Below are 24,231 nucleotides of genomic sequence, written 5' to 3' on the forward strand. Positions count from 1 at the left end.
ATTTTTACCACATTCCCAGGACCTTCCCCCACAGACAGCCGATGCCACCCCAGATCAGGATGGACAGCATGCTCAGGACGAAGCCAATCTGCCACCACCGGTTCTGGGTCACATATCCGGCGCCAAAAAAGATGGGAGCCGGGCCGGAGCCGTAATGGGTAAGACATCCGAACAGGCTGCTGAACCAGGCCAGCACATAGGCAGCCATGGTGGGGGGAGCTCCGGCACTGGCCATGACGCTGAGGAAGGCGGCATACATGGCGCTTACATGAGCGGTGCTGCTGGCGAACAGGTAATGGGAATAAAAGTACACCACGGCCAGGATGGCCATGGCCACCAGCCCGTTGTCCCCGGCCACCAGGGCGCCCATTTCCCGGCTGAACCAGGGAATCATCCCTTTAGTGTTCAAAAATCCGGCCATCATCACCAGGATGGCGAACCAGACCAGAGTATCCCAGGCGGCTTTTTCACTTTTGATGTCATCCCAGGTGAGCACATCGGTCAAAAGCAGCAGGCACAGGCCCAACAGTGCGGTGAGGGTTTCACTGAGACCGATGTACCGGCCCCCGGCCCAGAGACCGATGAGCAGAAGAAAGATCACGGCCATGGCTTTTTCTTCCCGTTTCAGGGGACCCATGGCGTCCAGTTTCTGCCGGGCCAGAGCCGGAGCCTCCGGGGTCTCCTTCAGTTCCGGCGGGTTCATTTTATAGATCACCAGCGGGAACAGCACCAGGGAAAGCACCGCCGGCACACAGGAAGCCGCCAGCCAGCCGCCCCAGGTCATGTTCACCCCCAACAGGTCGCTGGCAAAGCTGACGGCCATGGGGTTGGCGGCCATGGAGGTAAGGAACACGGCGGAAATCACCACGTCGCACTGGAACACCACCGGCACCAGGAAGTTCCCCAGCTTGTTCTGGGTCCCCTCTTTGGGGTCGGAACCAAAGGTCACGTTCAGGGACTGGACAATGGGAGCCAGGATGCCTCCGGCCCGGGCGGTGTTGCTGGGCATGGCCGGGGCGATCACCAGGTCGCTGGCCACCAGGGAATAGGCCAGGAACAGGGGCTTTTTGCCGAACCGTTCCACAAACAGATAGGCGATCCGTTCCCCCAGCCCGGTTTTCACGATGCCCCGGGAAATGAAGAAGGCCACCACCACCAGCCAGATGGTGGGAATGCTGAATCCACTGAGAGCTTCTTTCAGGGTAAGGGTCCGGGTGAGACAAAGGCTCACCATGCCCAAAAGAGCCATGACGCCCATGGGCAGAGGTTTCAGGATCAGCCCCACAATAGTGGCGGCAAAGACGCCGAACACATGCCAGCCGGCCGGGGCCAGGTCTCCCGGAGGAGGCACCAGGAAGGACAGGGCGCCCAGGAACCCGCAGAAAATCAGTTGTTGCCATTTTTTGGACAGGGTCACAATGTCAGCCTTCTTTCTTGGATAGGGGCCGTTGCCAGATAGACAAAAAGAAGCCGTTCCGCAACAGCCGGTTACAGCTTCTTATTGTACATCATTTAAATTGTTTTAAAAAGAGGGAAACTCTCTACCCGGAAAGAAGCGGACAGGCCTCCTGGAGCCCCCAGGACCGGAGCTGCCGTTCCATCTGGTCGGCGGTCAGCCCCAGGGCCCGGCAGAAGTCCGGCATGAGCAAAGCTCCCTGGAGGGTGTCCCACAAAGCAGCAGAATCTATGGTATGGTTCATAATGGATCTCCCAAAATAAGTCAAAAAATTCCGTTAGCGACAGTTCCATTATACCACGTTCCCTTTCCTTTTCCTGATGCTTCTGTTATACTCTTTTAAGATAACTTTGTGAAATACCAATTCGTTGGTTCACCCAACCATCAGTTATGGATAAGGAGAATTCCCATGCGTTTGTCCTATATTCCCACCTTTGCCGCCGTGTGCCGGTGGGGCACCTTTTCCCGGGCGGCGGAAAAGCTCCATATTTCCCAGCCGGCAGTTTCCAAGGCCATCAAGGAACTGGAACAGGACTGCGGCGTAGCCCTGTTTGAACGGCAGCACAGCACCATTTCGCTCACCCCGGAGGGCCGGAAGCTGTGGGAAGGCTGCCAGCGCTGGCTGAAAGAAAGCGAGGAGCTGGAAAAACTGGGGACTTCCCTGAAAACCGGCCGGCAGATCCTGCGGATCGGGGTGGTGCCCATGTGCGGGAACACCATTTTCCCCCAGCTCCACCAGCAGTTCCTGGCCCGGCATCCTCATTATCAGATCCGCACTGTAGAGGACACCGCCAGCGTGCTGTACGGGCTCCTGGACCGGCAGGAACTGGACCTGATCCTGTGTGTCACCAACCATCTGCCCCTGGCCCCCTATCACTGCAAGGTCATCAAAAAAAGCCGGCTGGAACTGTTTGTGGCCCGGACCCATCCCCTGGCCCGGAAGAAAATCCTCTCCTTCCAGGACCTGGCCGGGGTGCCCCTGGTACTGTTCCCGGACACCTTCGGCCAGACCCGGTACATCCGCCGGCTGTTCGCCCAGGCCCAGACAGAACCCCAGGTTCTCCACCAGACCAGCCAGGTATTCACCATCCTGTCCTACATCCGGTCCGGAGCCGCCGCCGGCTTCCTGCCGGAAGAATTCGCCCGGACAGAAAAAGAACTGGCCGCCGTCCCCCTGGAAGGGGTGCCGGCAGCCAGCATCAATCTGGTATGGCTCCAGGATACCCGGACCCATCCGGGGATCGGAGAGTTTGTGAGGGAGTGTGAATAAATTCACACCCCGGTCGCGAGCCAAATGAAAAATTTGCAGGCAAATTTTTGAACGTGTAAATCGGTACCATAGGGGCTGCACGCCGGGCAGCCCGCCAAATCATCGATGATCTGCGCATTTTGCGGGGCGCCGGGCCTGCGCCCCCTACGGTTATACACAATAAGAAGAACCTGGTCGAAGGACAAGTTCTATCCAGTGGCCCGCGACTCACGACTCGAGACTCGCGGCCAAAGGGGCTGTTGCTTATGCAACAGCCCCTCCTTTACTTCTTGTGCGCTTCCACTTTTTCGTCGAACATGAACTGGAGATTCAGCCAGGCGGCAGCGCTGATTTCTGTGGCTTCTTCCAGTTTGCTGGCCAGTTCCAGGTCCACCGGGATTTCTCCGGCCAGGAGCTGGTCCACGGTTTCCAGGGGTTTCCCCAGTTTGTGGGCGAACTGGGCCGGGGTCATCTGCCAGTCATCCAGAAGGTCTTCCAGATAGGAACCGGGATGGAATGCTGTGCCGTCTTCATAAACAATGGTGTTGGACATGATGGATAAGGCCTCCGAAGTTTTTCTTCCAGTATAGCAAAAGAGGTGTTGCTGGTGCAACACCTCTTTTGTCATCAGAACGCCGGGATAATGGCGCCTTTGTATTTTTCTTCGATGAATTTCTTCACTTCCGGGCTGTTCAGGGCTTTCATCAGCTTCTGGATTTCCGGCCGGTTTTCGTCGCCTTTCCGTACGGCCACGATGTTGGCATAAGGAGAATCCTTGGCTTCGATGAACAGGGCATCCTTGGTGGGATTCAGTTTGGCTTCCATGGCGAAGTTGGAGTTGATCACCGCCAGATCCACATCATCCAGGGTCCGGGGCAGCATGGCGGCTTCGGCTTCGGTGATCTGGAGGTTCTTGGGGTTGTCCACAATGTCATTGGCGGTAGCCATGACCCCTACCCCGTCCTTCAGTTTCAGCAGGCCGGCCTTTTCCAGGATGGCCAGGGCACGGCCCCCGTTGGTGGGATCGTTGGGGATGGCGATTTTGGCGCCGTCAGGCACGGATTTGATGTCTTTGATCTTCTTGGAGTACACGCCCATGGGTTCGATGTGGACTTTGCACACGGAAACCAGGGACAGGTTCCGGTCTTTGCAGAATTTTTCCAGGTACGGCAGATGCTGGAAGAAGTTGGCGTCGATTTCCTTGTCGCTAAGGCTCAGGTTGGGCTTCACGTAATCGGTGAATTCCACCACCTGCAGGTCCACCCCTTCTTTGGCCAGCAGGGGTTTCACCTGTTCCAGGATCTCTGCATGGGGAACCGGAGAAGCTCCCACCTTCAGGACTACTTTTTTGTCTCCCCCTGCGGGTTTGCTGCCGGTGGAGCTTCCGCAGCCCCCGGCGATGCCGGCCAGGGCCAGCAGCCCGGCCAATACCAGTGCCAGTTTTTTCATCATTTTTTCCTCCTTTTTTGCTTTATCAGCTGTCAGCCGATTTTTCCGTTCCGGGGAAAAATCATGCATTCCAGTTCCGTTCCACCCGTTCCGCGGCTTCTTTCCGGATGTCTTCGGGATCCCGCTTTACCCGGGCGATGCCCTGTTCCATGGCGGTCTTGGCCACGGCGGCAGCAATGGCCGGGACGATCCGCCGGTCGAAGGCACCGGGAACCACATAGTCTTCCCGCAGTTCATCGTCAGCGATCAGCCCAGTGATGGCTTTGACGGCAGCCACTTTCATTTCTTCCGTAATGGCGGAGGCACGGACGGCCAGGGCACCCCGGAAGATTCCCGGGAACACACATACGTTGTTCACCTGGTTGGGAGCATCGCTGCGGCCGGTACCGGCTACGGCAGCGCCGGCAGCCTTGGCTTCTTCGTAGGTGGTTTCAGGCACCGGGTTGGCCAAGGCAAAGACTACCCCATTGTCATTCATGCTCTGGATGATTTCTTTGGTGAACAGCCGGGGTGCGGACACTCCCAGCAGAACATCGGCGCCCTTTACGGCCCCTTTCAGATCCCCTTTGTAGTGATCCTTGTTGGTCACACTGGCCAGGTAGGCAGTGGCCATGTCCATTTCTCCCGGACGGCCTTCATACACGGCTCCATGGACGTCGATCATGGTCAGGTTCTTCACACCCAGGCGTACCAGCAGTTTGCCGATGGCGGAACCGGCAGCACCGCAGCCGTTGACCACCACTTTCACCTTGTCGATGTCCTTTTTCACGAACCGGAGAGCCCCCAGTATGGCGGCGCAGGCGATAATGGCGGTACCGTGCTGGTCATCGTGGAACACAGGGATCTTGCACCGTTTGATCAGTTCCGCTTCGATGGCATAGCATTTGGGGGAAGAGATGTCTTCCAGGTTGATGCCCCCAAAAGACGGCTGGAGTTTTTCCACGATGTTCACGAATTCTTCCGGATCTTTGGTGTCGATGCAAATGGGCACGGAATCCACATCCCCGAATTTCTTGTAAAGGACGGCCTTCCCTTCCATAACGGGCATGGCCGCTTCGGGACCGATATCCCCCAGGCCCAGGACCCGGGTACCGTCGCTGATTACGGCCACCATATTGCCCCGGCATGTGTATTCAAAGGACAGATCCGGGTTTTCCTTGATTTTCCGGCAGGGTTCAGCCACCCCGGGGGTATAGGCCAGGGACAGATCGTGGCCGTTTTCCAGAGGCACCTTGCAGCGAACCTCCAGTTTCCCATGATTTTTTGCATGGAGTTCCAATGCCTCTTTGTTCAATTCTTCCGTATTTGCCATTTGGTTGGCTCCTTTCCCTATTCTTTTACTTCCTGCACTTCAAATACCGGTTTTTTCCCCTTTTCCAGGGTCAGAATGCCGAAACTGGGCACTCCGTTCCGGGGACGGCTGGGGCTGCCGGGGTTGATCAGCAGGATCCCGTCTTCTTCCCGGTTCACCGGTACATGGATATGGCCGAAGATCACCACATCCGCCTTCTTTTCTTCTCCCCAGTACAGCAGACGGCTCCAGTCATTGTACCGGACATACCGGTGGCCATGGGTCATGGCCAGGGTGAACCCCAGCTGCCGGGTCACCAGTTCCGCCGGGGCCCGGTCTTCATAACTGTCGCAGTTGCCGCACACCGCATACACCGGAATGCCGGTGATTTTCTCGATATAGGGAGCATCCTGGCTGTAGTCACCGGCATGGAGCCACAGGTCCACTTCCCCGGCCTGGTCCAGTACCTGTTCCAGGGCCTGGAAGTCTCCGTGGGTATCGCTGACTACGCCGATCCTCATCGGTTCATTTTTTTCCATTGGTTTACCAGCTTCCGAATGGCCTTGGCCCGATGGCTGATGCCATTCTTTTCTTCCATGGTGGCCTCTCCCAGAGGCTTGTGGAGCTCCGTGGACCAGAACAGGGGATCATAGCCGAAGCCGTTGGTCCCGTGAGGTTCGTGGAGCAGGATCCCGTCACAGATCCCGGCGCTTTCCACCATGATCTTCCCTTCCGGGTTGGCCATGGCCAGGGCGCAGAAGAACCGGCAGTTCCGCCGGACCTGCATTTTCATATTGGCCAGGAGCAGTTCATTGTTTTCTTCATCGGTGGCGTCTTCGCCGGCATAACGGGCGGAACGGACACCGGGAGCCCCCTTCAGGCTTAGGACTTCCAGGCCGGAATCATCGGCCAGGCAGACCTTGCCCAGGGCCTTGGCATAGTACCGGGCTTTCAGCCGGGCATTGGCCGCAAAAGTCCGTCCGGTTTCTTCCGGTTCGGGCACAGGGGCATAATCGCTGAGGCAGGTAAAGGTGATGCCGAGTTCGTCCATCAACGACTTGAATTCCTCTACTTTGCCCAGATTATGGGTTGCGATTACAACTTCCAACATCGTTTCACCTACCTTTTCTATAACTGTTATTGTACCTGTTGCGGGAGGATAAATCCAGAGGAAAAAAGTTCTATTTGATAAAAAAAGCTGTTGCCTGCGCAACAGCTTTTTAAGTCGGGAGTCTGAAGTCGGAAGCCTCAGGACAGAACCTGGCTTGAAGGCCAGTTTCTTTTGATTGTATAAAACCGTAGGGGCCGCAGGCCCGGCGGCCCGCTCTATGCACGGACTATCGATGATTCAGCGGGCTGCCCGGCGTGCAGCCCCTACGGTTCCGGTTTACACATTTAAAAATTTGCCCGCAAATTTATCATTGGGCTCCAGACTTCCGACTCCCGACTCCTGACTACATCGATTAAGCAGCAATGCTGCTTAATCGATGTAGTTCTTGATCACACAAATCGGCGTCTTCTGGCTGTCATTGCCGAAGGGATTGTTGATCAGGATTTTTTCCACCAGACGGGGATCCACCCCTTTGGTGCAGCCCAGGCAGCAGGACCGTTTCAGGTCGTTGACATCAGCCACGGCGGCGCCGAAGCACCCCAGACCTTCCTTGATGCTTTCAGACACCCGCACCGGGTTCTTGGGCCCCAGGACAATGTGCTTGTCATAGGGAGGCATGGTGCCGGTGATGTCGTCGATGAGCCGGGCCTGTTCCCCGCCCAGCTGGTAGAACACCCCGTTCTTGCCCAGGCATTTGGCGAAGAAGCCCACCACCACAGCGAACAGCACCTTCAGGGTGCCGGATTCATTGAGCAGGCTCTGCATGGCGGACCAGTTGCCGATGCTCCCGACGCCCGGGAACAGCTGGCTCAGCACCTTGGCCGCAAAGGAAATCTTCAGGGTTTCCGGACGGATGGCCCGGTTCTGGGTAATGGCCACCACACTTTCGGCCACACAGACCACGTCCCGGGGACCGATCTTGTCCCCGCCGAATTCCCGGACAGCATCCACAATGTTGTCATGGACAGTGAGGATCCGGGTAGGAATTGGAATGATTTCGTATTTCTCAGCCATTGTAGGCACCCCCTGCCAGTTTTTTCAGTTCATCGGCAAATACGGTGAAGAAGAATTTCCGTACGTAATGGGCTTTCCGGCCCACGCCGCACACGAAAATGGCTCCATCCATATCCACCATCCGGGTGATGATTTCCCGCATGTCCTTGCCGTTCCGGGCCCGGAGAGTCAGGGTGACGATCAGTTTCCATTCAGACCATTCCTTCAGCACCAGGGCTTCAAAATAATGGTCGCTGCGGCGCCGGTCGCTTTTTTCCACATTGCCTTCGCACCAGGCATCAGGGAACTGTTCCTGGGGCAGGTACGGCCGTACGAAGCAGTCAGTGATGGCGGCGCTTTCAGCGCTCTTGTTCCGCAGAGGCACTTCAAAGGACAGGACGGCCTTGTCGTGGTCCAGGCTTTCCAGCTTCAGCGGCGTCTTTTCCTCCATTACCACACGGGTGTCATCCGTGGGTTTCAGGGCAGCGTATACGATCATTACCAGAAGGCCCAGTACGCACAGCCCCAGAATCAGCAAAATCACATTGATCATGGTTGGATCTCCCTTTCTTGTGCAGCCAGCTGCTGCAGTTTTTCATAGTAATCAGGTGTCAGCCTTGTTACCTTCCCCTCCAGGTTCACAAAGGCATTCTTGGAGGTGCCTTCCGCCAGCAGGACCCCGTCCGCTTTCCGGAGGATCCGGTAGCTGAACTGGATCATTACCCGGCTGCAGGCTTTGAGAGTAGTCTGGATCTCATACACATCGTCAAACCGGGCTGACTGCCGGTATTTACACTGGACTTCCACAATGGGGACCATAAAACCGGCCTCATGGAGTCCGTTCAGGTCGATGCCCGCCTGTCGGAACCAGGCCACACGGCCCATTTCGAACCAGCGGAGATAATTGGTGTGATGGACCACCGCCATCAGATCCGTTTCTGAAAAACGCACTCGATCTGTAATACTAACCACGGCATAACCTCTTTTCTCCCTCACGGCTGTTCACAAACCAGCCATGGATTGACAGCTTTCTCATTATACCACGTTTTGTCTTTTCCAGCTTTCTGAAAAAACAACCGGGCAACAAAAAACCTCATACCCCGCTGACGCGAACTATGAGGTAGATTTTAATGGTACGCCCGAGTGGAATCGAACCACCGCACACGGCTCCGGAGGCCGTTGCTCTATCCACTGAGCTACGGGCGTGTTTACCGAACGAATGTTATTATAGCAGAGAGTCCGGAAAGATGCAAGGCTTTTTTTATTTTTTTATGATTCTTTTTGAATGGCACTGGCCAGGTCCCCTACCACTTCCGCCAGATTGTGCCGGCGGAGGTCCTGTTCGAACTGTTTCTGGATGTCCTGGAGTTTCCCATCCAGGGCTTTGTGGATGTTCCGGCCCACCGGGCACCGGGGGTTGGGACTGTCGTGGAAATTGAACAGCTGGTCTTTGCTGGTTTCCACTGCGTCATACACATCCCAGAAGGTGATCTGGTCCAGAGGACGGGTCACCTCCACACCCCCGGGCCCCCGGCGGACAGAGATCAGCCCGGCTTCCTTCAGCTGCTTCATAAGGTTCCGGACGATCACCGGGTTGCAGCCGATGCTGCCGGCCAGGAACTCGCTGGTGATTTTGTAATCCTTTCCAAAATAGGACGCCGCTGCCAGGATATGGATGGCAATGGTAAATTTGGTCGATACCTGCATATGGGTCCGTTCCTTTCCTATGGGTCTGTCCCTATTATAGCAAGCCGGGGACGTACATGCCACAGGCAAAATCCGCTGCAGACAAAGCAAAAGGTGCATATCCCCCGCCTGGGTTATGCGTTAGCCTCCTGTGCCCAGGGACTATGCGTCAGCCTTGGGAAAATGTCTCGCCGTATACAACAGATACACCTTCCCCTTCCGGATGGCCGGAAAAATGGAATGGATGTCCCAGTGGTACTCCCCGTCGTTGCCAAGGGTCCGGAAACCGCCGGAAATCATCCCTTCCGGGCTTTTCCGGATCCGTTCCATCAAAGAGTAAGAATCGTTGAAGGCCAGGAATCGGTCCCGGTCTGAAGGATGGATCATGGTCTCCACGTACTCCTGGACCAGTTCCCGGACACCGGACCGTTTTTGGAACAAATACTTCCGGAACGGTGAATTCATCACCAGAGGGATGACCATATCATCTTTCGTATCCACCAGGAAAACATGCCGATACAAATACATCATATTCCGGATGACCCAGTCCAGGTCGCCGGCAAGGCCTTTTTCTTTTTGGATGGTGAAATTGGTAAGATGGAGCAGGACCAGGTGATGCTGATCATGGGAAGCCAGGTGGTTGGCCTTCAGCTGCATGTACTGCCCGTTCACCGTATAGGTCAGATCTTTTCCGGTACGGCTGCTGACCACATCCGTCAGGAAGTTCTGGATGTTCTTGCTGATGGGCCCCGCCTGGGCATTGACGAGCACGGCACTCTGCCGCAGGCTGTCCATACCGGCGGATTGGATGGTGGTCCCATATTCCTCATTGGCAAACAGATAGCGGAAACGGTTCCGGCCCACTTCCGCCACGGCCATGGGCTTGTCCGTCTGGAAATCCACAGGCCCCAGGGCTCCATAATACCGGCGGAGTTCAGGAGTTTCCACCTGCCAGTGGTTTTCCTGATAGGCCTGGCTCAATTCTCCAAAAGACATGGGTCTTCCATAATAATATCCCTGGAGCAGTTCGCAGCCGATGGACCGGGCAAATTCCGCGTGCTCCCGGGTCTCCACCCCTTCCATCAGGGTGTGGATGCCGATTTCTTTGGCCATCCGGATAATGGCCTTGATGATGTTCTGGGATTTTTCCGTAAACTGGGACAAAAAGGCCATGTCGATTTTGATTTCATCAAAGCGATAATTTTTCAAGGTATTCAGAGAAGAATACCCGCTGCCGAAATCATCCATCCATACTTCGTATCCGGCCTGCCGGAACCGCTGGATTTCCTGATGGAGCACGTCTCCTTCATGGACGAAGACGCTCTCAGTGATTTCCACATAGAGCATATTCCGGGGTACCTGATACCGCTTCCGGATTTCTTCCACATCTTCAAAAATGGATCCCTGAAAGAAATCCATCCGGGACAGGTTGAAGGAAGCCGGGATCACGGTTCTCCCCGCTTCCAGCTGGAGCCGGTACAGGCGGCAGATTTCTTCCAGTACGTACAGGTCCAGTTTCCGGATCTGCCGGCTTTCTTCCAGGAGAGGAATGAACACCCCGGGAGATATCATCCCTTTTTCCGGATCCATCCACCGGGACAGGGCTTCCACGCTGGCAATGGTCCCGGAAATGGTCCGGGCCACCGGCTGGAAATATACCTGGATCCAGCGTTTTTCCAGAGCCTCCTGGAAATGGTCAATCACATAATTCCGCAGATTTCGTTCTTCTCCCATGGCTTTGGTGTAAAAACACACATGCCGGTCCGGGATCTCCTTGATGCTGTCGCAGGCCAGCTGGGCCATGCCACAGGCGCTTTCCACTGAAACACTGCGGTCTTCCACCGGATAAACGCCGAATTTCACGTCCATCCGGTGGGAATCATGGAATCGGCGGACCCGGCTGGAAATCACAGGAATCTGTTTTTTCAGAGAAGGAAGACTGGTGAGCACCACAAAATGATCATCCATGAACCGGGAAATCAGTTTGTTGGGGAAGCTTTCCCGAAGCACATCCGCCATCTGGACCAGGAACCGGTTGCCTTTTTCGCTTCCGTTGCGCATATTGTACCGGTTGAAATTGTGGACATTCACATACACCAGAGCCAGTTTCTGGGCCCGGGGATCCAGCCTGGCCAGCTCCATGAGCCGGGAAGCCCGCTTCATGAACCGGTTCTTTCCCGGCAGTCCGGTGAGAGAATCCATATCATAGATTTTGTATCTGGTGTCATTGTCCAGGAAAAACACATAAAAGACCGCTCCCACCCCGGGAATGAATACCCGATGGCCGAATTCCTCCACTCTTTGGATGGAACCGTCTTTCCGGTACACCCGATAATTGACGAAATCCAACTTGCTCCGGCTGCCGGCAATCTGCTGCCGGATGTCCCGTTCCACACGTTCCCTGTCCTCAGGATGGACCAGGGTGGCAAAGGATCCTTCTGTCAGTTCCAGGAATTCGTCAAAAGAGGAACATCCCAGCATGGAAATCATTTCGGGATTGGCATAGAGAATTTCTTCCCGCTTATTGTCCCGGTAAATCAAAACACCTCCAGGCAGATGGTCAGGAATCTGCTGGAGGATCAAATCCAAATTCTCTTCCTGTATCATAGGCATCACCCTTCTTCCGGTCCTGTCAACTTCCCGTCCAAGTTTCACTTTTTGTCTTCCGGATTTTTCAATTTATTATGTAAAATTGACAAAAATAACAGTCATACTTTTTTATTATAATTGTTTTTTATATGATTGTCCATTGATGAACGATAAAAAAGGGCGCTGCACATTCTGTGCAACACCCCCTATGGATTTCTCTCAGTTGGACGGCAAGATAACGGGTTATGCGTTGGCCTTGGGAAAATGTCTCGCCGTATACAACAGATACACCTTCCCCTTCCGGATGGCCGGAAAAATGGAATGGATGTCCCAGTGGTACTCCCCATCGTTGCCAAGGGTCCGGAAACCGCCGGAAATCATCCCTTCCGGGCTTTTCCGGATTCGTCCCATCATGGAATCCAATTCATTGAAAGTCAGGAACCGCTCCTGATCTTCCGGATGGATCATGGTCCGTGTATACTGCTGGACTATATCCTGGATACCTGTCCGTTTCTGGTAAAAATATTTCCGGTAGGGAGAATTCATGACCAGAGGAACGGCCGTATCGTTTTCCATATCCACCAGGGATACATTCTGGTACAGGTACAGCAGGTTCCGGTTGACCCAGTCCAGGCTGTCGCTGGCATTCTGATCTTCCTGGATGGTGAAATTGGTCAGGTACAGAAGTAGCAGGTGATGCTTGTCATGAGAAGCCAGATAACTGGCCTCCAGCCGCATATACCGGCCGTTCACCGTATAGGTCAGCGTCTTTTCGCTGCTGGTATGGATCACATCGTGCAGGAAACTGTGGATGTTTTTGCTGATGGGGCCTGCCAGGGCATTGACGAACACTTCCGTTTGCCGGAGGCTTTCCATGCCCGCAGCCTGGATGGTATTCCGGTATTCTTCATTGGCAAAAAGATACCGGAACCGATTCCCGGCCACCTCCGCCACCGCCATGGGCCTGTCTGTAAGAAAGTCGATGGACCCCAGTTTCCCGTAGTACTGACGCAGTTCAGGAGTTTCCACCTGCCAGCGTTTCTCCCGGTACATCTGCTTCAGTTCTTCAAAGGACATGGGCCGTCCGTAATAATATCCCTGGATCAGTTCGCAGCCAATGGACCGGGCAAATTCCGCCTGTTCCCGGGTCTCCACCCCTTCCATCAGGGTGTGGATGCCGATTTTTTTCGCCATCCGGATAATGGCCTTGATGATGTTCTGGGATTTTTCCGTAAACTGGGACAAAAAGGCCATGTCGATCTTGATTTCATCGAAGCTGTAGTTTTTCAGGGTATTCAAAGAAGAATAGCCGCTGCCGAAATCATCCATCCACACTTCGTATCCAGCCTGCCGGAACCGCTGGATTTCCTGATGGAGCACGTCTCCTTCATGGACGAAGACGCTCTCAGTGATTTCCACGTAGAGCATGTTCCGGGGCACCTGATACCGTTTCCGGATCTCTTCCACATCTTCGAAAATGGATCCCTGGAAGAAATCCATCCGGGAAAGATTGAAGGAAGCCGGGATCACGACTTTTCCCTGTTCCTGCTGAAACCGGTACAAACGGCAGATTTCTTCCAGTACGTACAGGTCCAGTTTCCGGATCTGCCGGCTTTCTTCCAGGATGGGGATGAAAATCCCGGGAGATATCATCCCTTTTTCCGGATCCATCCACCGGGACAGGGCTTCCACACTGGCAAGGGTCCCGGAAATGGTCCGGACCACCGGCTGGAAATACACCTGGATCCAATGTTTTTCCAAAGCTTCCCGGAAATGGTCGATTACATAATTCCGCAGATCCCGGGCTTCTCCCATGGTTTTGGTATAGAAGCATACATGGCGGTCCGGGATGTCCTTGATGCTGTCACAGGCCATCTGGGCCATGCCGCAGGCGCTTTCCACCGGGATGGTATCGTCTTCCACAGGATAGATGCCGAATTTCACATCCAGCCAGCTGGAATCGTACAAACCGTGGATCTGGCTGGAAATCACAGAAATCTGTTTTTCCAGGGAAGGCAGGGTGGTAAGCACCACGAAATGGTCGTCCATGAACCGGGAAATCAACTTGTTGGGAAAGTTCTCCCGGAGCACTTCGGTCATCCTGACCAGGAACTGATTGCCCTTTTCGCTGCCGTTGCGCAGGTTGTACTGGTTGAAGTTGTGGATATTCACGTAGACCAGGGCCATTTTCGGGGCCTTGGGATCATGGGCGGCCAAAGCCAGTACCATGGAGGCATGCCTTATGAACCGGGTCTTTCCGGGAAGCCCGGTAAGAGAGTCCGTATCGTAGATTTTGTATTTGGTATCGTTGTCCAGGAAAAAGACGTAAAAAACCGCCCCCACTCCGGGAATGAACACCCGATGGCCAAACTCCTCCACCCGACGGACGGATCCATCCTTCCGGATCACCCGGTAATTGACGAAATCCAGCTTGCTCCGGCTGCCGGCAATCTGCTGCCGGATGTCCCGTTCCACCTGTTCCCTGTCTTCCGGATGGACCAGGGTAACAAAAGACCCCCCTGTCAGTTCCAGGAAGTCATCAAAAGAAGAACAGCCAAACATGGACAGAAGCCAGGGATTGGCATAGAGGATTTCTTCCCGCTTGTTGTCCCGGTAAATCAGAACTCCTCCCGGCAGATGGTCCGGCATCTGCTGGAGGAGAAGATCCAGAGTCTGTTCTGTTGTCATGGATATCACCGTTCTTCCGGCACAGGATATTCGCCTTCCGGGAGAACCCAGAAGTATTCAATGGCGCCCAGGGTTTCGTCTCCTTTGAACAGGGGCTCTGTATGAACCATCACCGGAATCCGCCGGCCGGTCCGGTCTTTCAGGAACACGGGCTGCTGCCGTGACTGCCCATCATAGATGGTGGCCAGCATGGGGCAGAAATCATGGCACAGATGAGTCCCCTCCTGGTCGATGTGGTCCAGTTCTCCTTCATAACAGTGACGGCCCACCATTTCCTCCCGGCTGTATCCGGTAATGCGCTCGGCACCCCCACTCCAGAAAAGGATTTTCCGTTCCGTATCCAGCACATACATGCCAAAAGGAGCTTCATCCACCATCTTCTGAAGCAATTCTGTCATTTGAATATCCATGGAATCACCCGCTGTCTCCTGATTGTTCATACTGTTTCCGTAATTTGACAAAACAGATGACTTTTATCCATATTATAAGGGAATTTTACATAAAAGTCCACAATCGAACAGAGAAAAGAAATCAGCACCGAGACTCGCACCCCGCGGTTGGGCGTGCGAATTTTTTCACACCCCTTTTCAGAATTCAGGCGTCAGACCGCAAAAAGAATCCGGTTCGGCTCTCCTTACACCGCTCCACCTCTTCCGGAGTCCCGGCAGCCACGATCCTGCCGCCCTGGCAGCCGCCGCCCGGCCCCATGTCGATAATGTAATCAGCATTCCTGATCACATCAAGGTCATGTTCGATGACCACTACCGTGGCCCCATGGTCGATCAGGGTCTGGAAAACATGTAAAAGCGTCCTTACATCCTGGGGATGAAGGCCGATGGTCGGTTCATCGAAAATGAACACGGAATCACTCTGTCCTTTTCCCATTTCACTGGCAAGCTTCAGCCGCTGGGCTTCCCCACCGGAAAGTCCCGGTGTTTCTTCTCCCAGTGTCAGATACCCCAGACCCAGGTCGTGGAGGACCTGAAGCCTCTGCTGGAGGAGCTTCAATCCCCCCAGTGCCTGCAGCACCTGATCCACGCTCATATTCATGAGTTCTGGCAGGCTGTAGAGGTTTCCGTCCCGGGCTTTGCGGCGGATGTGAAAAGCTTGCTGGCTGTAGCGGGATCCTCTGCAGTCCGGACAGGGAATCTTTACATCCGGCAGGAATTGGACGTCCAGCGAGATTTCCCCTGTGCCATCACAGGTGGGGCAGCGGAGTTTTCCTGTATTATAGGAGAAATCACCGGCTTTGCAGGACTGTTCCTTCGCCTCTGCTGTCCTGGCATATAGTTTTCTCAGCCCGTCGTGGACATTGGCATAAGTTGCCACCGTAGAACGCACGTTGATCCCGATCGGTGCCGCATCGATCAGCTTGACCTGCGTGATTCCTTCTGCCTCAATACTTTCAATATGTCCTGGCAGTTTCTGTCCGTTGATTTTTGCCTGGAGCGCCGGTATCAGGCTCTCCAGGATCAGAGTGGTTTTGCCGGAGCCTGAGACACCGGTTACAACAGTGAGCCGTCCCATAGGGATCTTCACCTGCAAAGGATGTACTGTGTGGATTTTTCCTGTTTCCAGATGGATGGTCCCTTTGGCGAACAAAGAATCCTTTTCTGTCACTGGACGGATTCTTGATGTATATTGATCGGAAAGAAAAGGACCTATGACCGATTCCGGATTTTTTGCCACATCGGCGACCTTTCCCTGGGAAATCACCGTACCGCCCTCTGCTCCCGCACCTTTTCCCATCTCGATCAGCCAGTCAGCGTGTTTCAGGACCTGGGTGTCATGGTCAACAATTACGATGGAGTTTCCGTCTGCCAGCAGGTCGTCCATGACCCCTGTAAGGCCCTTGAGGTTAAAAGGATGGAGACCGATAGACGGTTCATCAAGGACATAGAGTACACCTGTGGTACGGTTCCGTACTGCCCTGGCCAGCTGCACCCGCTGCCGTTCTCCTGTGGACAGCGTGGACCCCGCCCTGTCAAGGGAAAGGTATCCCAGACCCAGGTCCATCAGCCGCTTGGAAACATCCAGGAAGGACTCACAGATGCTTTCAGCCATGGGGCGCATTTTTTCGGGCAAAGATGCCGGAACCCCCTGGACCCAGGGAATCAGTTCCGAAAGGGTCATGGCAGCTGCCTGATCCAGCCCGATTCCTCTGAGCCGCGGCGCACGGGCGGCTTCTGACAGTCTGGTGCCATGGCAGTCCGGACAGATATCTTCTTCCAGATATTTTTCCAGCCGTTTCATCCCCTTTTCGTCTTTGACCTTGGCCAGGGAATTTTTCACAGAATTGACTGCACTGTAGTAGGTGAAATCCATCTCTGCCGGCTCCAGAGTATTGGGATTGACATAATGGATATGATGTTTCTTCAGTTCGCCGTGATAGACGATTTCTTTCTCCTCCGGGGTCAGATCACGAAAAGGGACATTTGTCCGGACCCCCATGGTCCGAACAATGTCTTTCATCAGTGACCACATAAGGGTTCCCCAAACCACCACTGCGCCTTCATCGATGGTTTTGGAATCATCCGGTACCAGGGCCGCCTCGTTTACATTTTGGACAATCCCTGTTCCGCCGCAGGCAGGACAGGCGCCTGTACTGTTAAAGGCCAGTTCCTCCGCTCCGGGACCATAGAATTTCTCACCGCATACCGGACAGGTGATTTCCTGCATGGCCGCCACAGCGAAAGAGGGCGGGCAGTAATGGCCATTGGGACAGCGGTGGCTCCCCAGCCGGGAAAACATGAGACGCAGGCTGTTCAACAGTTCAGAAAGGGTCCCAAAAGTACTGCGGATGCCGGGGACACCCGGGCGCTGATGGAGGGCGAGGGCAGCTGGTACATACCGTATCTCCTCTACGTCCGCCCGTTCCGCCTGGGTCATCCGGCGCCGGGTGTAGGTGGAAAGGGATTCCAAATACCGCCGGGATCCTTCCGCATACAGGACCCCCAGGGCCAGGGAGGATTTCCCGGACCCGGACACCCCGGCAATTCCCACGATTTTGTGGAGAGGGATGTCCACGTCGATATTTTTCAGATTATGGACCCTGGCCCCCCGGACCTCTATATGGTCAGGGATGGAAGGGATATGTTTTGTGCTCATGCAGCATTATCTCCTTTGCTTGAAAGCCTTTGCATCTATCATAATACAGATTATTAAAAAAAAACGTTGAGACAGGGCCTCTGGCACAATGCCGCCAGAGCCGCCCGTTCCTGCAGCTCTCTCCAGGCGCAGGAGATGTACCCAGATACGCGAAAGCAGATGGGTGCATATCCTACGAATTTTGGCCGGGGCACAAGAAGGGCCCAGATGCACGAAAGCGGGAGATGTGGATTGTGGCATAGTACATAGGCGTACATGCCGCGATCCAAATCTCCCGCTGACAAAGCAGATGGGCCCTCATTGTGCCCCGGGGTTATGCGTTAGCCCTTTTATTGCCTAGTCCTGGTTCGGATTCCAACTGCTCCCCGAGTATTCCAAAGGATGGGCGTGGCTGAAGGAAGCACCGCAGCTGGGGCAGCCGGTTTCTCCGCAGTCATTGCAGTACAGGGCACCGCAGTTGCCGCATTCAAAGAGCACCGGGCTCTTTTCTTCCCCATTTTCGCTTTCACAGTACCCGCAGGTGTTGCTGTTGCTGCCGGCTTCCTGTTCCAGGGTCACTTCCACCTGACGGTCCAGTTCTTCCTGGCTGGGCGCTTTTTCCGCATATTCCGGGAAGACAATGGAGTTTTCCTTGAAGATGTGGACAAACACGTCATTGATGAATTCTTCCAGCAACTGGTAAGTCCGTTTGAAGGTGGCACAGGCATCAGCAGGAGCAGTGAAATGATCGGTGAGAGATTCGATTTCCTTGATGATGTCCCCGGCGGCAGAATGGTCCTTTTCCAGGTTCTGGATCAGGGTAAGGACTTCCAGGTTGGGCTGGGGATAGGACCGCATCAGCGGGAACACCAGCCGTTCTTCCCGGGCAAAATGTTCTTCCAGTTCGGTTTTCAGGGTGCCGTAGAGATGATGGAGCCGGGTAAGCAGTTCCCCGTGGTGGACGAAATGGACAAGAAGGATCTTGTTCAGATCCGTTTCGATTTCTGCCATGTATTTCCGTTCATCCACATGGTGAGTGGCTTCCAGGTCCTGGAGCATGTCAGGGATGGAAAGGTTCTTGAACCGTTCCAGGGATTCCTGCTGGCTGCCGGTTTTAGCGCTGTGGGCGGCAATGAATTCATTCAGGTCTGCCACCACCTTTTCCGCATCCAGATCCGTATTCTTCACAGCTTCTTCCAGAGGGATCCCCCCGCCGCAGCAGTAATCCAGGTGGAGTTCATTGAAAAAGGGAATGGTCTGGGGATAATCCCGTACAACGTCAGCCAAAGTATTCTTCACAGTAATCATGGAACATTCCTCCCAATTTGTTTGGTGTTTGTTTGATGGTCTAAGTATAGTAGATTAGTAGAAATAATTCCGTTGCCATGACAACTGCATAGAGTAACTTATTCATGTGCTTTTTCTTCTGCTTCATCAGCATGAAGATGTCTGTGGATGGGGTCCTCCGAGGGGCCGGCGATATGCAGATGTTCACCATCGCCAACTTGGTCAACTTAGGACTCCGGGTCAGCCTAGCCATGGCCCTGGCCCCCCGCTTCGGCCTCCCCTTCGTCTGGTACGTCGTCTCCCTGGGCTGGCTGGCCAATTTCCTGCTTTCTGGCTGGGAATATCGGCGAGGAAAGTGGAAGGGAAAGAAAATGGATCCGTCGATCAGATGAATAGCTGGAAGGGATCTGTCCGGTTCCGACAGCGTCTTGCTTCCTTTCTACCCTCCATAGACTATTACGCCCAGAACAGCGGAAGCCAAGATCAGCCCAACGGGTGAAAGCTTCTTTTTCATAGCCCGCTGGTAACCCCTTTTTCCCAAAATCAGGCCAAGAATCACAAAAAGTGCCTGGAACGCCTGTTGGGGCTGCTTCCCTTGGCCGAGGCAATGCTGGAAGGTCATATAGAGGCCAGTCGCCAGCACGATACCCGTCACGCAGGGTTTCATCCCTCGCAAAAGACTCTGGATATATCGGTTGTCCAGCAGGTGATGGAGTATTGCCGTAACCAGAATGATGATCAGGAACGAAGGCAGGACAACGGCGGCTGTCGCGGTGATGGCTCCCAGAAAGCCTCCCTGGCTGCTTCCTACATAAGTCGCCAGATTGACCATAATCGGTCCCGGGGTACTTTCACTGACGGCAATCATATAGGTCAGCATGTCGTCATTCAGCCAGCCGTAGGACAGGACGACGTCCCGGATCAGAGGGATCGCACCATATGCACCTCCGAAGGCAAAACATCCGACTTTCAAAAATCCTGCAAATAAATCCAGATAGATCATTTTCCGCCACCACCTTCTTGATGGGATGGCGCCTGCAGCCTGGAAACTGCCAGACTGATTCCTGCTGCCAGGAGCATCAGCCGGATGGAAGAAATCGGTAGACTAAAGATATCGCTGCAGAGCATGGCCAAACAGGAACCCAGGAGGATGCCCCGTGACAGCCACGTCCTGGCGCCTTTTCTCAGCATCATCATGGCTGCCTCCAAAATCAAAAGCCCCACAGCGATTTTGATTCCCTGGAATGCGGCAGCCAGCAGTTTCCACGTAAAGAAATCATACAGGAACAGCGAAGCGGCCAAAATGACCAGAAAAGGAGGGACGACGATGCCAAAAGTAGCTGCAAAAGCTCCCGCCAATCCGGCCTGCTTATATCCGATAAAGGTGGCACAGTTGATGGCGATGGGACCGGGCGTAGATTCTGCAATTACGGTAATATCCATCAGTTCCTCATGGGTGATCCAGTTCTTTTCTTCCACACAGCTGTGCTCGATCATGGAAATCATGGCATACCCGCCCCCAAAGGTAAACAGTCCGATTTGGGCAAAAGTCAAAAACAAATCCCTGAGCTGATTCTGGTTCATGCTTTTTTCCCCCGATATTCACATTGGCAGGCTTTTTGCTCACGGTCCACCTGCAGAGAATCCCTCCGCATCTGTTCCACCTGCTCCGCCAGGAAGTCAATGGCTTCTTGGTCCGGCAGATAGTGCATATGATAGCCGTACTTTTCTCCATAGACCAAACCTGCTTCCCTCATGATCTTCAAATGCTGTGAAATGGCCGATTCCGAGATCCCGAACTTTTTGGAAAGAGACCGGACGCAGTGCTTCCTTTCCAAAAGTGCCTGATAGATCTTCAGCCGCATGGGTTCTCCCAGTGCCTTCAATATACGGTCAAGTTCCATAATTCCGCCTTCTTTGATTTAGTATTTACTTAAATATAACAGATTATTTTAATTTAGTAAATACTGAATTAGTTTTTAATCCCTCTGAAAGGCCGTAAGGTACAGGAGATGTGCCCAGATACGCGAAAGCAGCGGATTTTGGCTGGGGCATAGTACAAAGACGTACATGCCACAGTCAAAATCCGTTGCTGACAAAGTAGATGGGTGCATGTCCCATGGATTCCGGCCAGGCGCACGAGATGGGTCCAGATGCGCGAAAGGGGAGATTTTGGAGTTGGGCATAATACATGGAAGTATATGCCCGGCTCCAAAATCTCCCCTGACAAAGCAGATGGGCTCATCTCGTGCGCCTGGGTTATGCGTCGGCGATGTCGGCGACAAGCGCCTCCACCTCCCCCTCCTCCGTACTCCAGGAGGTGCAGAAGCGGACTACCAACCGGCCGTCTTCCAGGTTCCCTTCTTTTTCAAAGACATATTTTTGGGCCAATTTTTCCGCCTGTTCCGGAGTGAGGACCACAAACTGCTGGTTGGTGGGACTGACCACGTATTCAGGAATCCCCTTCTGCCGGAAGGCTTCCCTGATCCGAAGGGCAAAGGCATCCGCCCGGGCAGCCAGTTTGAAATACAGGCCATCCCGGAGCAGAGTATAGAACTGAAGGCCCAGAAGCCAGCCTTTGGCCAGGACGGCTCCGCTCTGTTTCATATGGGCCTTGAACCGGCGGACAGCTTCCGGATGAGTAAGGACCAGCGCTTCCCCAAAGAAGGCGCCGCATTTGGTGCCGCCCAAGTAAAAAGCGTCCGTAAGCTGGGCCAAATCCGGCAGGGTCAGGTCATTGTCCGGAGCAGCCAATCCATAGGCCAGCCGGGCTCCGTCTACAAAGAGAGCCATCCCATATTTCCGGCAGACTTCTGAAATGGCGGTAAGTTCCGCTTTGGAATACAGGGTGCCGTATTCAGTGGTGAAAGAAATATAGACCATTGAAGGCCGAGTGAGCCATTCCGGTTCACCGGCATCATAATAGGACCGGACTTCCTGTTCAATCTGGGCGGCGGTGATTTTCCCGTCTTTCTGGGGCAAAGCCAGGATCTTGTGGCCGGTATTTTCGATAGAAGCACATTCATGGCCATTGATGTGACCGGTGGAAGCGCAGACCACACTGTCACATGAGCTCAGAAAGGCCGCGATGGTCACCAGGTTCACCTGGGTGGCTCCTGGGAAGAAATACACTTTGCCCTGGGGACACTGGCACAAGTCCAGGATCATTTTTTCTGCCTTGTCACACCATTCATCGGTACCATAACCGCTGAACTGGGTATCGTTGGTACGGACCAGGGCTTCCAGGATGTTGAGATGGGCCCCGTGGTTGTAGTCATTGTTGAATCGGATCATGATAAGTCCTCCCTGAAAAGATGATTTACCCCTTGATTCTATCATAAATCCAGCCCTTTGTCCTAAATCCCTTAAAAGACGTCAGAACCGGCCCTCACGGGCCTCTCAGAAGGCAGACGTCAGCTTTGTCCGATGCAGATGCAAGTTTCCAGCCTGTCCATAGCCAACAAGCTGACATCCGAAATCTGTAGGCCTCCGGCCGTGTCTGACGTCTTTTTTCTCCCTCGATTTTTTCCCTGAGACCAGAGTAGGTCAGATGCGCGAATACGACAAAGCAGATGGGTGCATATCCCGCGAATCTCGGCCGGGACACAAGAAGGGTCCAGATGCGCGAAAGCGAGAGATTTGGATTGTGGCATAGTACATAGGCGTACATGCCGCAATCCAAATCTCCCGCTGACAAAGCAGATGGGCCCTTATTGTGCCCCGATGTTATGCGTTAGCCGCTTACTCCCATTCGATGGTCGCCGGCGGCTTGCTGGTAATATCGTAGACCACACGGTTTACCCCGGGGACTTCGTTTACGATTCTTCTGGAAACGATGTCCAGCACGTGGTAGGGAATGTGGGACCAGTCAGAGGTCATGCCATCGGTGCTGTTGACGGCACGAAGAGCGATGGTGTTGCTGTAGGTCCGGAAGTCACCCATGACACCGACACTGCGAATGTTGGGGAGACAGGCGAAATACTGCCAGATGGACCGGTCCAGACCGGCTTTGGCGATTTCTTCCCGGAAAATAGCATCGGCTTCCCGGACGATGTGGAGCTTTTCTTCGGTGACTTCGCCCAGGACACGGATGGCCAGGCCAGGACCCGGGAAGGGCTGGCGCCATACCAGTTCAGAGGGAATGCCCAGTTCTTCGCCTACGGCACGGACTTCATCCTTGAACAGTTCCCGGAGGGGTTCGATGAGGCCCAGTTTCATGTCTTTGGGCAGGCCGCCTACATTGTGGTGGCTCTTGATGGTGGCAGAGGTGCCGGTACCTCCGGATTCCACCACGTCAGGATAAATGGTCCCCTGGACCAGGAAGTCCACGTGACCGATCTTTTTGGATTCTTCTTCGAAGACCCGGATGAATTCTTCCCCGATGATCTTCCGTTTCTTTTCAGGGTCGCTGACACCTTTCAGTTTGCTGAGGAAACGGTCCTGGGCGTTGACCCGGATCAGGTTCATATCAAAATCCCGTTTAAAGACCTGTTCCACCTGGTCTCCTTCATCCTTCCGCAGGAGACCGTGATCCACGAACACGCAGGTGAGCTGTTTGCCCACAGCCTTGTGGACCAGGACGGCGGCCACGGAGGAATCCACCCCGCCGCTCATGGCGCAGAGTACGTTCTTGTCCCCTACCTTTTCCCGGATTTCCCGGATCTTGTTCTGTGCAAAGGAAGACATGGTCCAATCCCCGGACAGATTGCAGATATTGAACAGGAAATTGGAGAACATCTGCTTGCCAAAGGGAGTGTGCATCACTTCCGGATGGAACTGGACGCCGTACAGTTTCTTTTCCTCATTCTGCATGGCAGCGATGGGACATTCTTCCGTCTGAGCAATGACCGTAAAGCCTTCTGGTGCTTTTTCCGCATAGTCCTGATGGCTCATCCAGCATACATTGTTCTTTTCCAGACCGGAGAAGAGACGGGTTTCGTTGTCCAGGGATACAGCGGTCTTGCCGTATTCCCCGCTGCCGGCATGGGCCACTTTGCCGCCCAGAGCCTTGGTCATAAACTGATCCCCGTAGCAGATACCCAGGACAGGGATGCCCATTTCGAAGATGCCCTCATCCACGCTGGGGGTATTTTCCGCATAGACACTGTTGGGACCGCCGGACAGGATGATGGCCTTGGGATTCTTGGCTTTGATCTTGTCCAGGGTATAATTGTAAGGAATGATTTCGCAGTACACACCGCATTCACGAACTCGTCTGGCAATCAGCTGGCTGTACTGTGCGCCGAAGTCAACAACCAGGACAACCTCATGCTGTAAATTATCCATACTCTGCCTCCCTTTGGTAGTTTGTAATATTTAAAACAGTATACTATAAATCGCCGTTT

At 54.2% G+C, this 24,231-nt stretch carries 23 protein-coding genes and 1 tRNA gene; 2 read left to right on the forward strand and 22 right to left on the reverse strand.

What is annotated here, in order from left to right; genetic code table 11:
- Positions 1-4: 4 nt before the first annotated feature.
- Both FX155_RS04720 and FX155_RS04725 read right to left on the reverse strand, forming a co-directional pair.
- A complete protein-coding gene (locus tag FX155_RS04720; protein WP_326831110.1) occupies positions 5-1,417 on the reverse strand; it encodes an anion permease in 1,413 nt (470 codons plus the stop codon).
- 124 nt (positions 1,418-1,541) lie between these two features.
- Entirely contained in the window at positions 1,542-1,700 is a 159-nt protein-coding gene (locus FX155_RS04725; RefSeq protein ID WP_154487907.1) for a hypothetical protein, read from the reverse strand.
- 165 nt (positions 1,701-1,865) lie between these two features.
- Here FX155_RS04725 and FX155_RS04730 point away from each other — a divergent pair, with 165 nt between their 5' ends.
- Positions 1,866-2,726 carry a LysR family transcriptional regulator gene (locus tag FX155_RS04730; protein WP_154487908.1) on the forward strand — a complete coding sequence of 287 codons (861 nt, stop codon included), beginning with the start codon at positions 1,866-1,868 and terminating at the stop codon, positions 2,724-2,726.
- A 262-nt stretch (positions 2,727-2,988) separates the two neighbouring features.
- On the opposite strand, the gene FX155_RS04735 is transcribed toward FX155_RS04730, so the two are convergent.
- From FX155_RS04735 to FX155_RS04805, 15 genes are all read right to left on the reverse strand, one after another.
- Complete coding sequence (locus tag FX155_RS04735) at positions 2,989-3,258, reverse strand: helix-turn-helix transcriptional regulator (RefSeq protein ID WP_022487089.1); 270 nt, start codon at positions 3,256-3,258, stop codon at positions 2,989-2,991.
- Positions 3,259-3,332: 74 nt separating this feature from the next.
- Entirely contained in the window at positions 3,333-4,154 is an 822-nt protein-coding gene (locus FX155_RS04740) for a MetQ/NlpA family ABC transporter substrate-binding protein (RefSeq protein WP_154487950.1), read from the reverse strand.
- Between the two features lie 61 nt (positions 4,155-4,215).
- Positions 4,216-5,466 carry an NAD(P)-dependent malic enzyme gene (locus FX155_RS04745; RefSeq protein WP_154487909.1) on the reverse strand — a complete coding sequence of 417 codons (1,251 nt, stop codon included), beginning with the start codon at positions 5,464-5,466 and terminating at the stop codon, positions 4,216-4,218.
- A gap of 17 nt (positions 5,467-5,483) precedes the next feature.
- Positions 5,484-5,984, reverse strand: a complete 501-nt coding sequence (locus tag FX155_RS04750) for a metallophosphoesterase (protein WP_229778433.1) — start codon at positions 5,982-5,984, stop codon at positions 5,484-5,486.
- The gene (rdgB, locus tag FX155_RS04755; protein ID WP_154487910.1) at positions 5,963-6,556 is read right to left on the reverse strand and encodes an RdgB/HAM1 family non-canonical purine NTP pyrophosphatase; all 594 of its coding nucleotides are present in this window, start codon (positions 6,554-6,556) and stop codon (positions 5,963-5,965) included. The genes FX155_RS04750 and rdgB overlap by 22 nt, the downstream gene beginning before the upstream one ends.
- 369 nt (positions 6,557-6,925) lie before the next feature.
- Positions 6,926-7,570, reverse strand: a complete 645-nt coding sequence (locus FX155_RS04760; protein ID WP_022487084.1) for a coenzyme F420-0:L-glutamate ligase — start codon at positions 7,568-7,570, stop codon at positions 6,926-6,928.
- Positions 7,563-8,102 (reverse strand): hypothetical protein, encoded by a 540-nt coding sequence (locus tag FX155_RS04765; protein WP_022487083.1) that lies wholly within the window; start codon positions 8,100-8,102, stop codon positions 7,563-7,565. The genes FX155_RS04760 and FX155_RS04765 overlap by 8 nt, the downstream gene beginning before the upstream one ends.
- Entirely contained in the window at positions 8,099-8,521 is a 423-nt protein-coding gene (locus FX155_RS04770) for an acyl-CoA thioesterase (protein ID WP_022487082.1), read from the reverse strand. The genes FX155_RS04765 and FX155_RS04770 overlap by 4 nt, the downstream gene beginning before the upstream one ends.
- A gap of 159 nt (positions 8,522-8,680) precedes the next feature.
- Positions 8,681-8,755 (reverse strand) — tRNA-Arg (locus FX155_RS04775).
- 63 nt (positions 8,756-8,818) lie between these two features.
- Positions 8,819-9,256 carry an Rrf2 family transcriptional regulator gene (locus tag FX155_RS04780; RefSeq protein ID WP_154487911.1) on the reverse strand — a complete coding sequence of 146 codons (438 nt, stop codon included), beginning with the start codon at positions 9,254-9,256 and terminating at the stop codon, positions 8,819-8,821.
- A gap of 141 nt (positions 9,257-9,397) precedes the next feature.
- The gene (locus FX155_RS04785; RefSeq protein WP_195839610.1) at positions 9,398-11,842 is read right to left on the reverse strand and encodes an EAL domain-containing protein; all 2,445 of its coding nucleotides are present in this window, start codon (positions 11,840-11,842) and stop codon (positions 9,398-9,400) included.
- 225 nt (positions 11,843-12,067) lie between these two features.
- Positions 12,068-14,512 (reverse strand): EAL domain-containing protein, encoded by a 2,445-nt coding sequence (locus FX155_RS04790; protein WP_154487913.1) that lies wholly within the window; start codon positions 14,510-14,512, stop codon positions 12,068-12,070.
- Between the two features lie 5 nt (positions 14,513-14,517).
- The gene (locus FX155_RS04795) at positions 14,518-14,910 is read right to left on the reverse strand and encodes a PAS domain S-box protein (RefSeq protein WP_154487914.1); all 393 of its coding nucleotides are present in this window, start codon (positions 14,908-14,910) and stop codon (positions 14,518-14,520) included.
- A 196-nt stretch (positions 14,911-15,106) separates the two neighbouring features.
- The gene (locus FX155_RS04800; RefSeq protein ID WP_154487915.1) at positions 15,107-17,620 is read right to left on the reverse strand and encodes an excinuclease ABC subunit UvrA; all 2,514 of its coding nucleotides are present in this window, start codon (positions 17,618-17,620) and stop codon (positions 15,107-15,109) included.
- Positions 17,621-17,956: 336 nt separating this feature from the next.
- Positions 17,957-18,907, reverse strand: a complete 951-nt coding sequence (locus tag FX155_RS04805; protein ID WP_154487916.1) for a DUF542 domain-containing protein — start codon at positions 18,905-18,907, stop codon at positions 17,957-17,959.
- A gap of 173 nt (positions 18,908-19,080) precedes the next feature.
- On the opposite strand from FX155_RS04805, the gene FX155_RS04810 reads away from it, so the two are divergent.
- Complete coding sequence (locus FX155_RS04810) at positions 19,081-19,278, forward strand: hypothetical protein (protein WP_195839611.1); 198 nt, start codon at positions 19,081-19,083, stop codon at positions 19,276-19,278.
- A gap of 47 nt (positions 19,279-19,325) precedes the next feature.
- On the opposite strand, the gene FX155_RS04815 is transcribed toward FX155_RS04810, so the two are convergent.
- From FX155_RS04815 to guaA, 5 genes are all read right to left on the reverse strand, one after another.
- Positions 19,326-19,889 (reverse strand): chromate transporter, encoded by a 564-nt coding sequence (locus FX155_RS04815; protein ID WP_022487076.1) that lies wholly within the window; start codon positions 19,887-19,889, stop codon positions 19,326-19,328.
- Complete coding sequence (locus FX155_RS04820) at positions 19,886-20,470, reverse strand: chromate transporter (RefSeq protein ID WP_154487917.1); 585 nt, start codon at positions 20,468-20,470, stop codon at positions 19,886-19,888. The genes FX155_RS04815 and FX155_RS04820 overlap by 4 nt, the downstream gene beginning before the upstream one ends.
- Positions 20,467-20,790, reverse strand: coding sequence for an ArsR/SmtB family transcription factor (locus FX155_RS04825; RefSeq protein ID WP_022487074.1), 324 nt, complete (start codon positions 20,788-20,790; stop codon positions 20,467-20,469). The genes FX155_RS04820 and FX155_RS04825 overlap by 4 nt, the downstream gene beginning before the upstream one ends.
- A gap of 355 nt (positions 20,791-21,145) precedes the next feature.
- Positions 21,146-22,180, reverse strand: coding sequence for a threonine aldolase family protein (locus FX155_RS04830; protein WP_154487918.1), 1,035 nt, complete (start codon positions 22,178-22,180; stop codon positions 21,146-21,148).
- A 447-nt stretch (positions 22,181-22,627) separates the two neighbouring features.
- On the reverse strand, positions 22,628-24,172 hold the full coding sequence (gene guaA, locus FX155_RS04835) for a glutamine-hydrolyzing GMP synthase (RefSeq protein ID WP_154487919.1): 1,545 nt from the start codon (positions 24,170-24,172) through the stop codon (positions 22,628-22,630).
- Positions 24,173-24,231 lie beyond the last annotated feature (59 nt).

The organism is Acidaminococcus fermentans (genome assembly GCF_009696675.1).
Taxonomy (GTDB): domain Bacteria; phylum Bacillota; class Negativicutes; order Acidaminococcales; family Acidaminococcaceae; genus Acidaminococcus.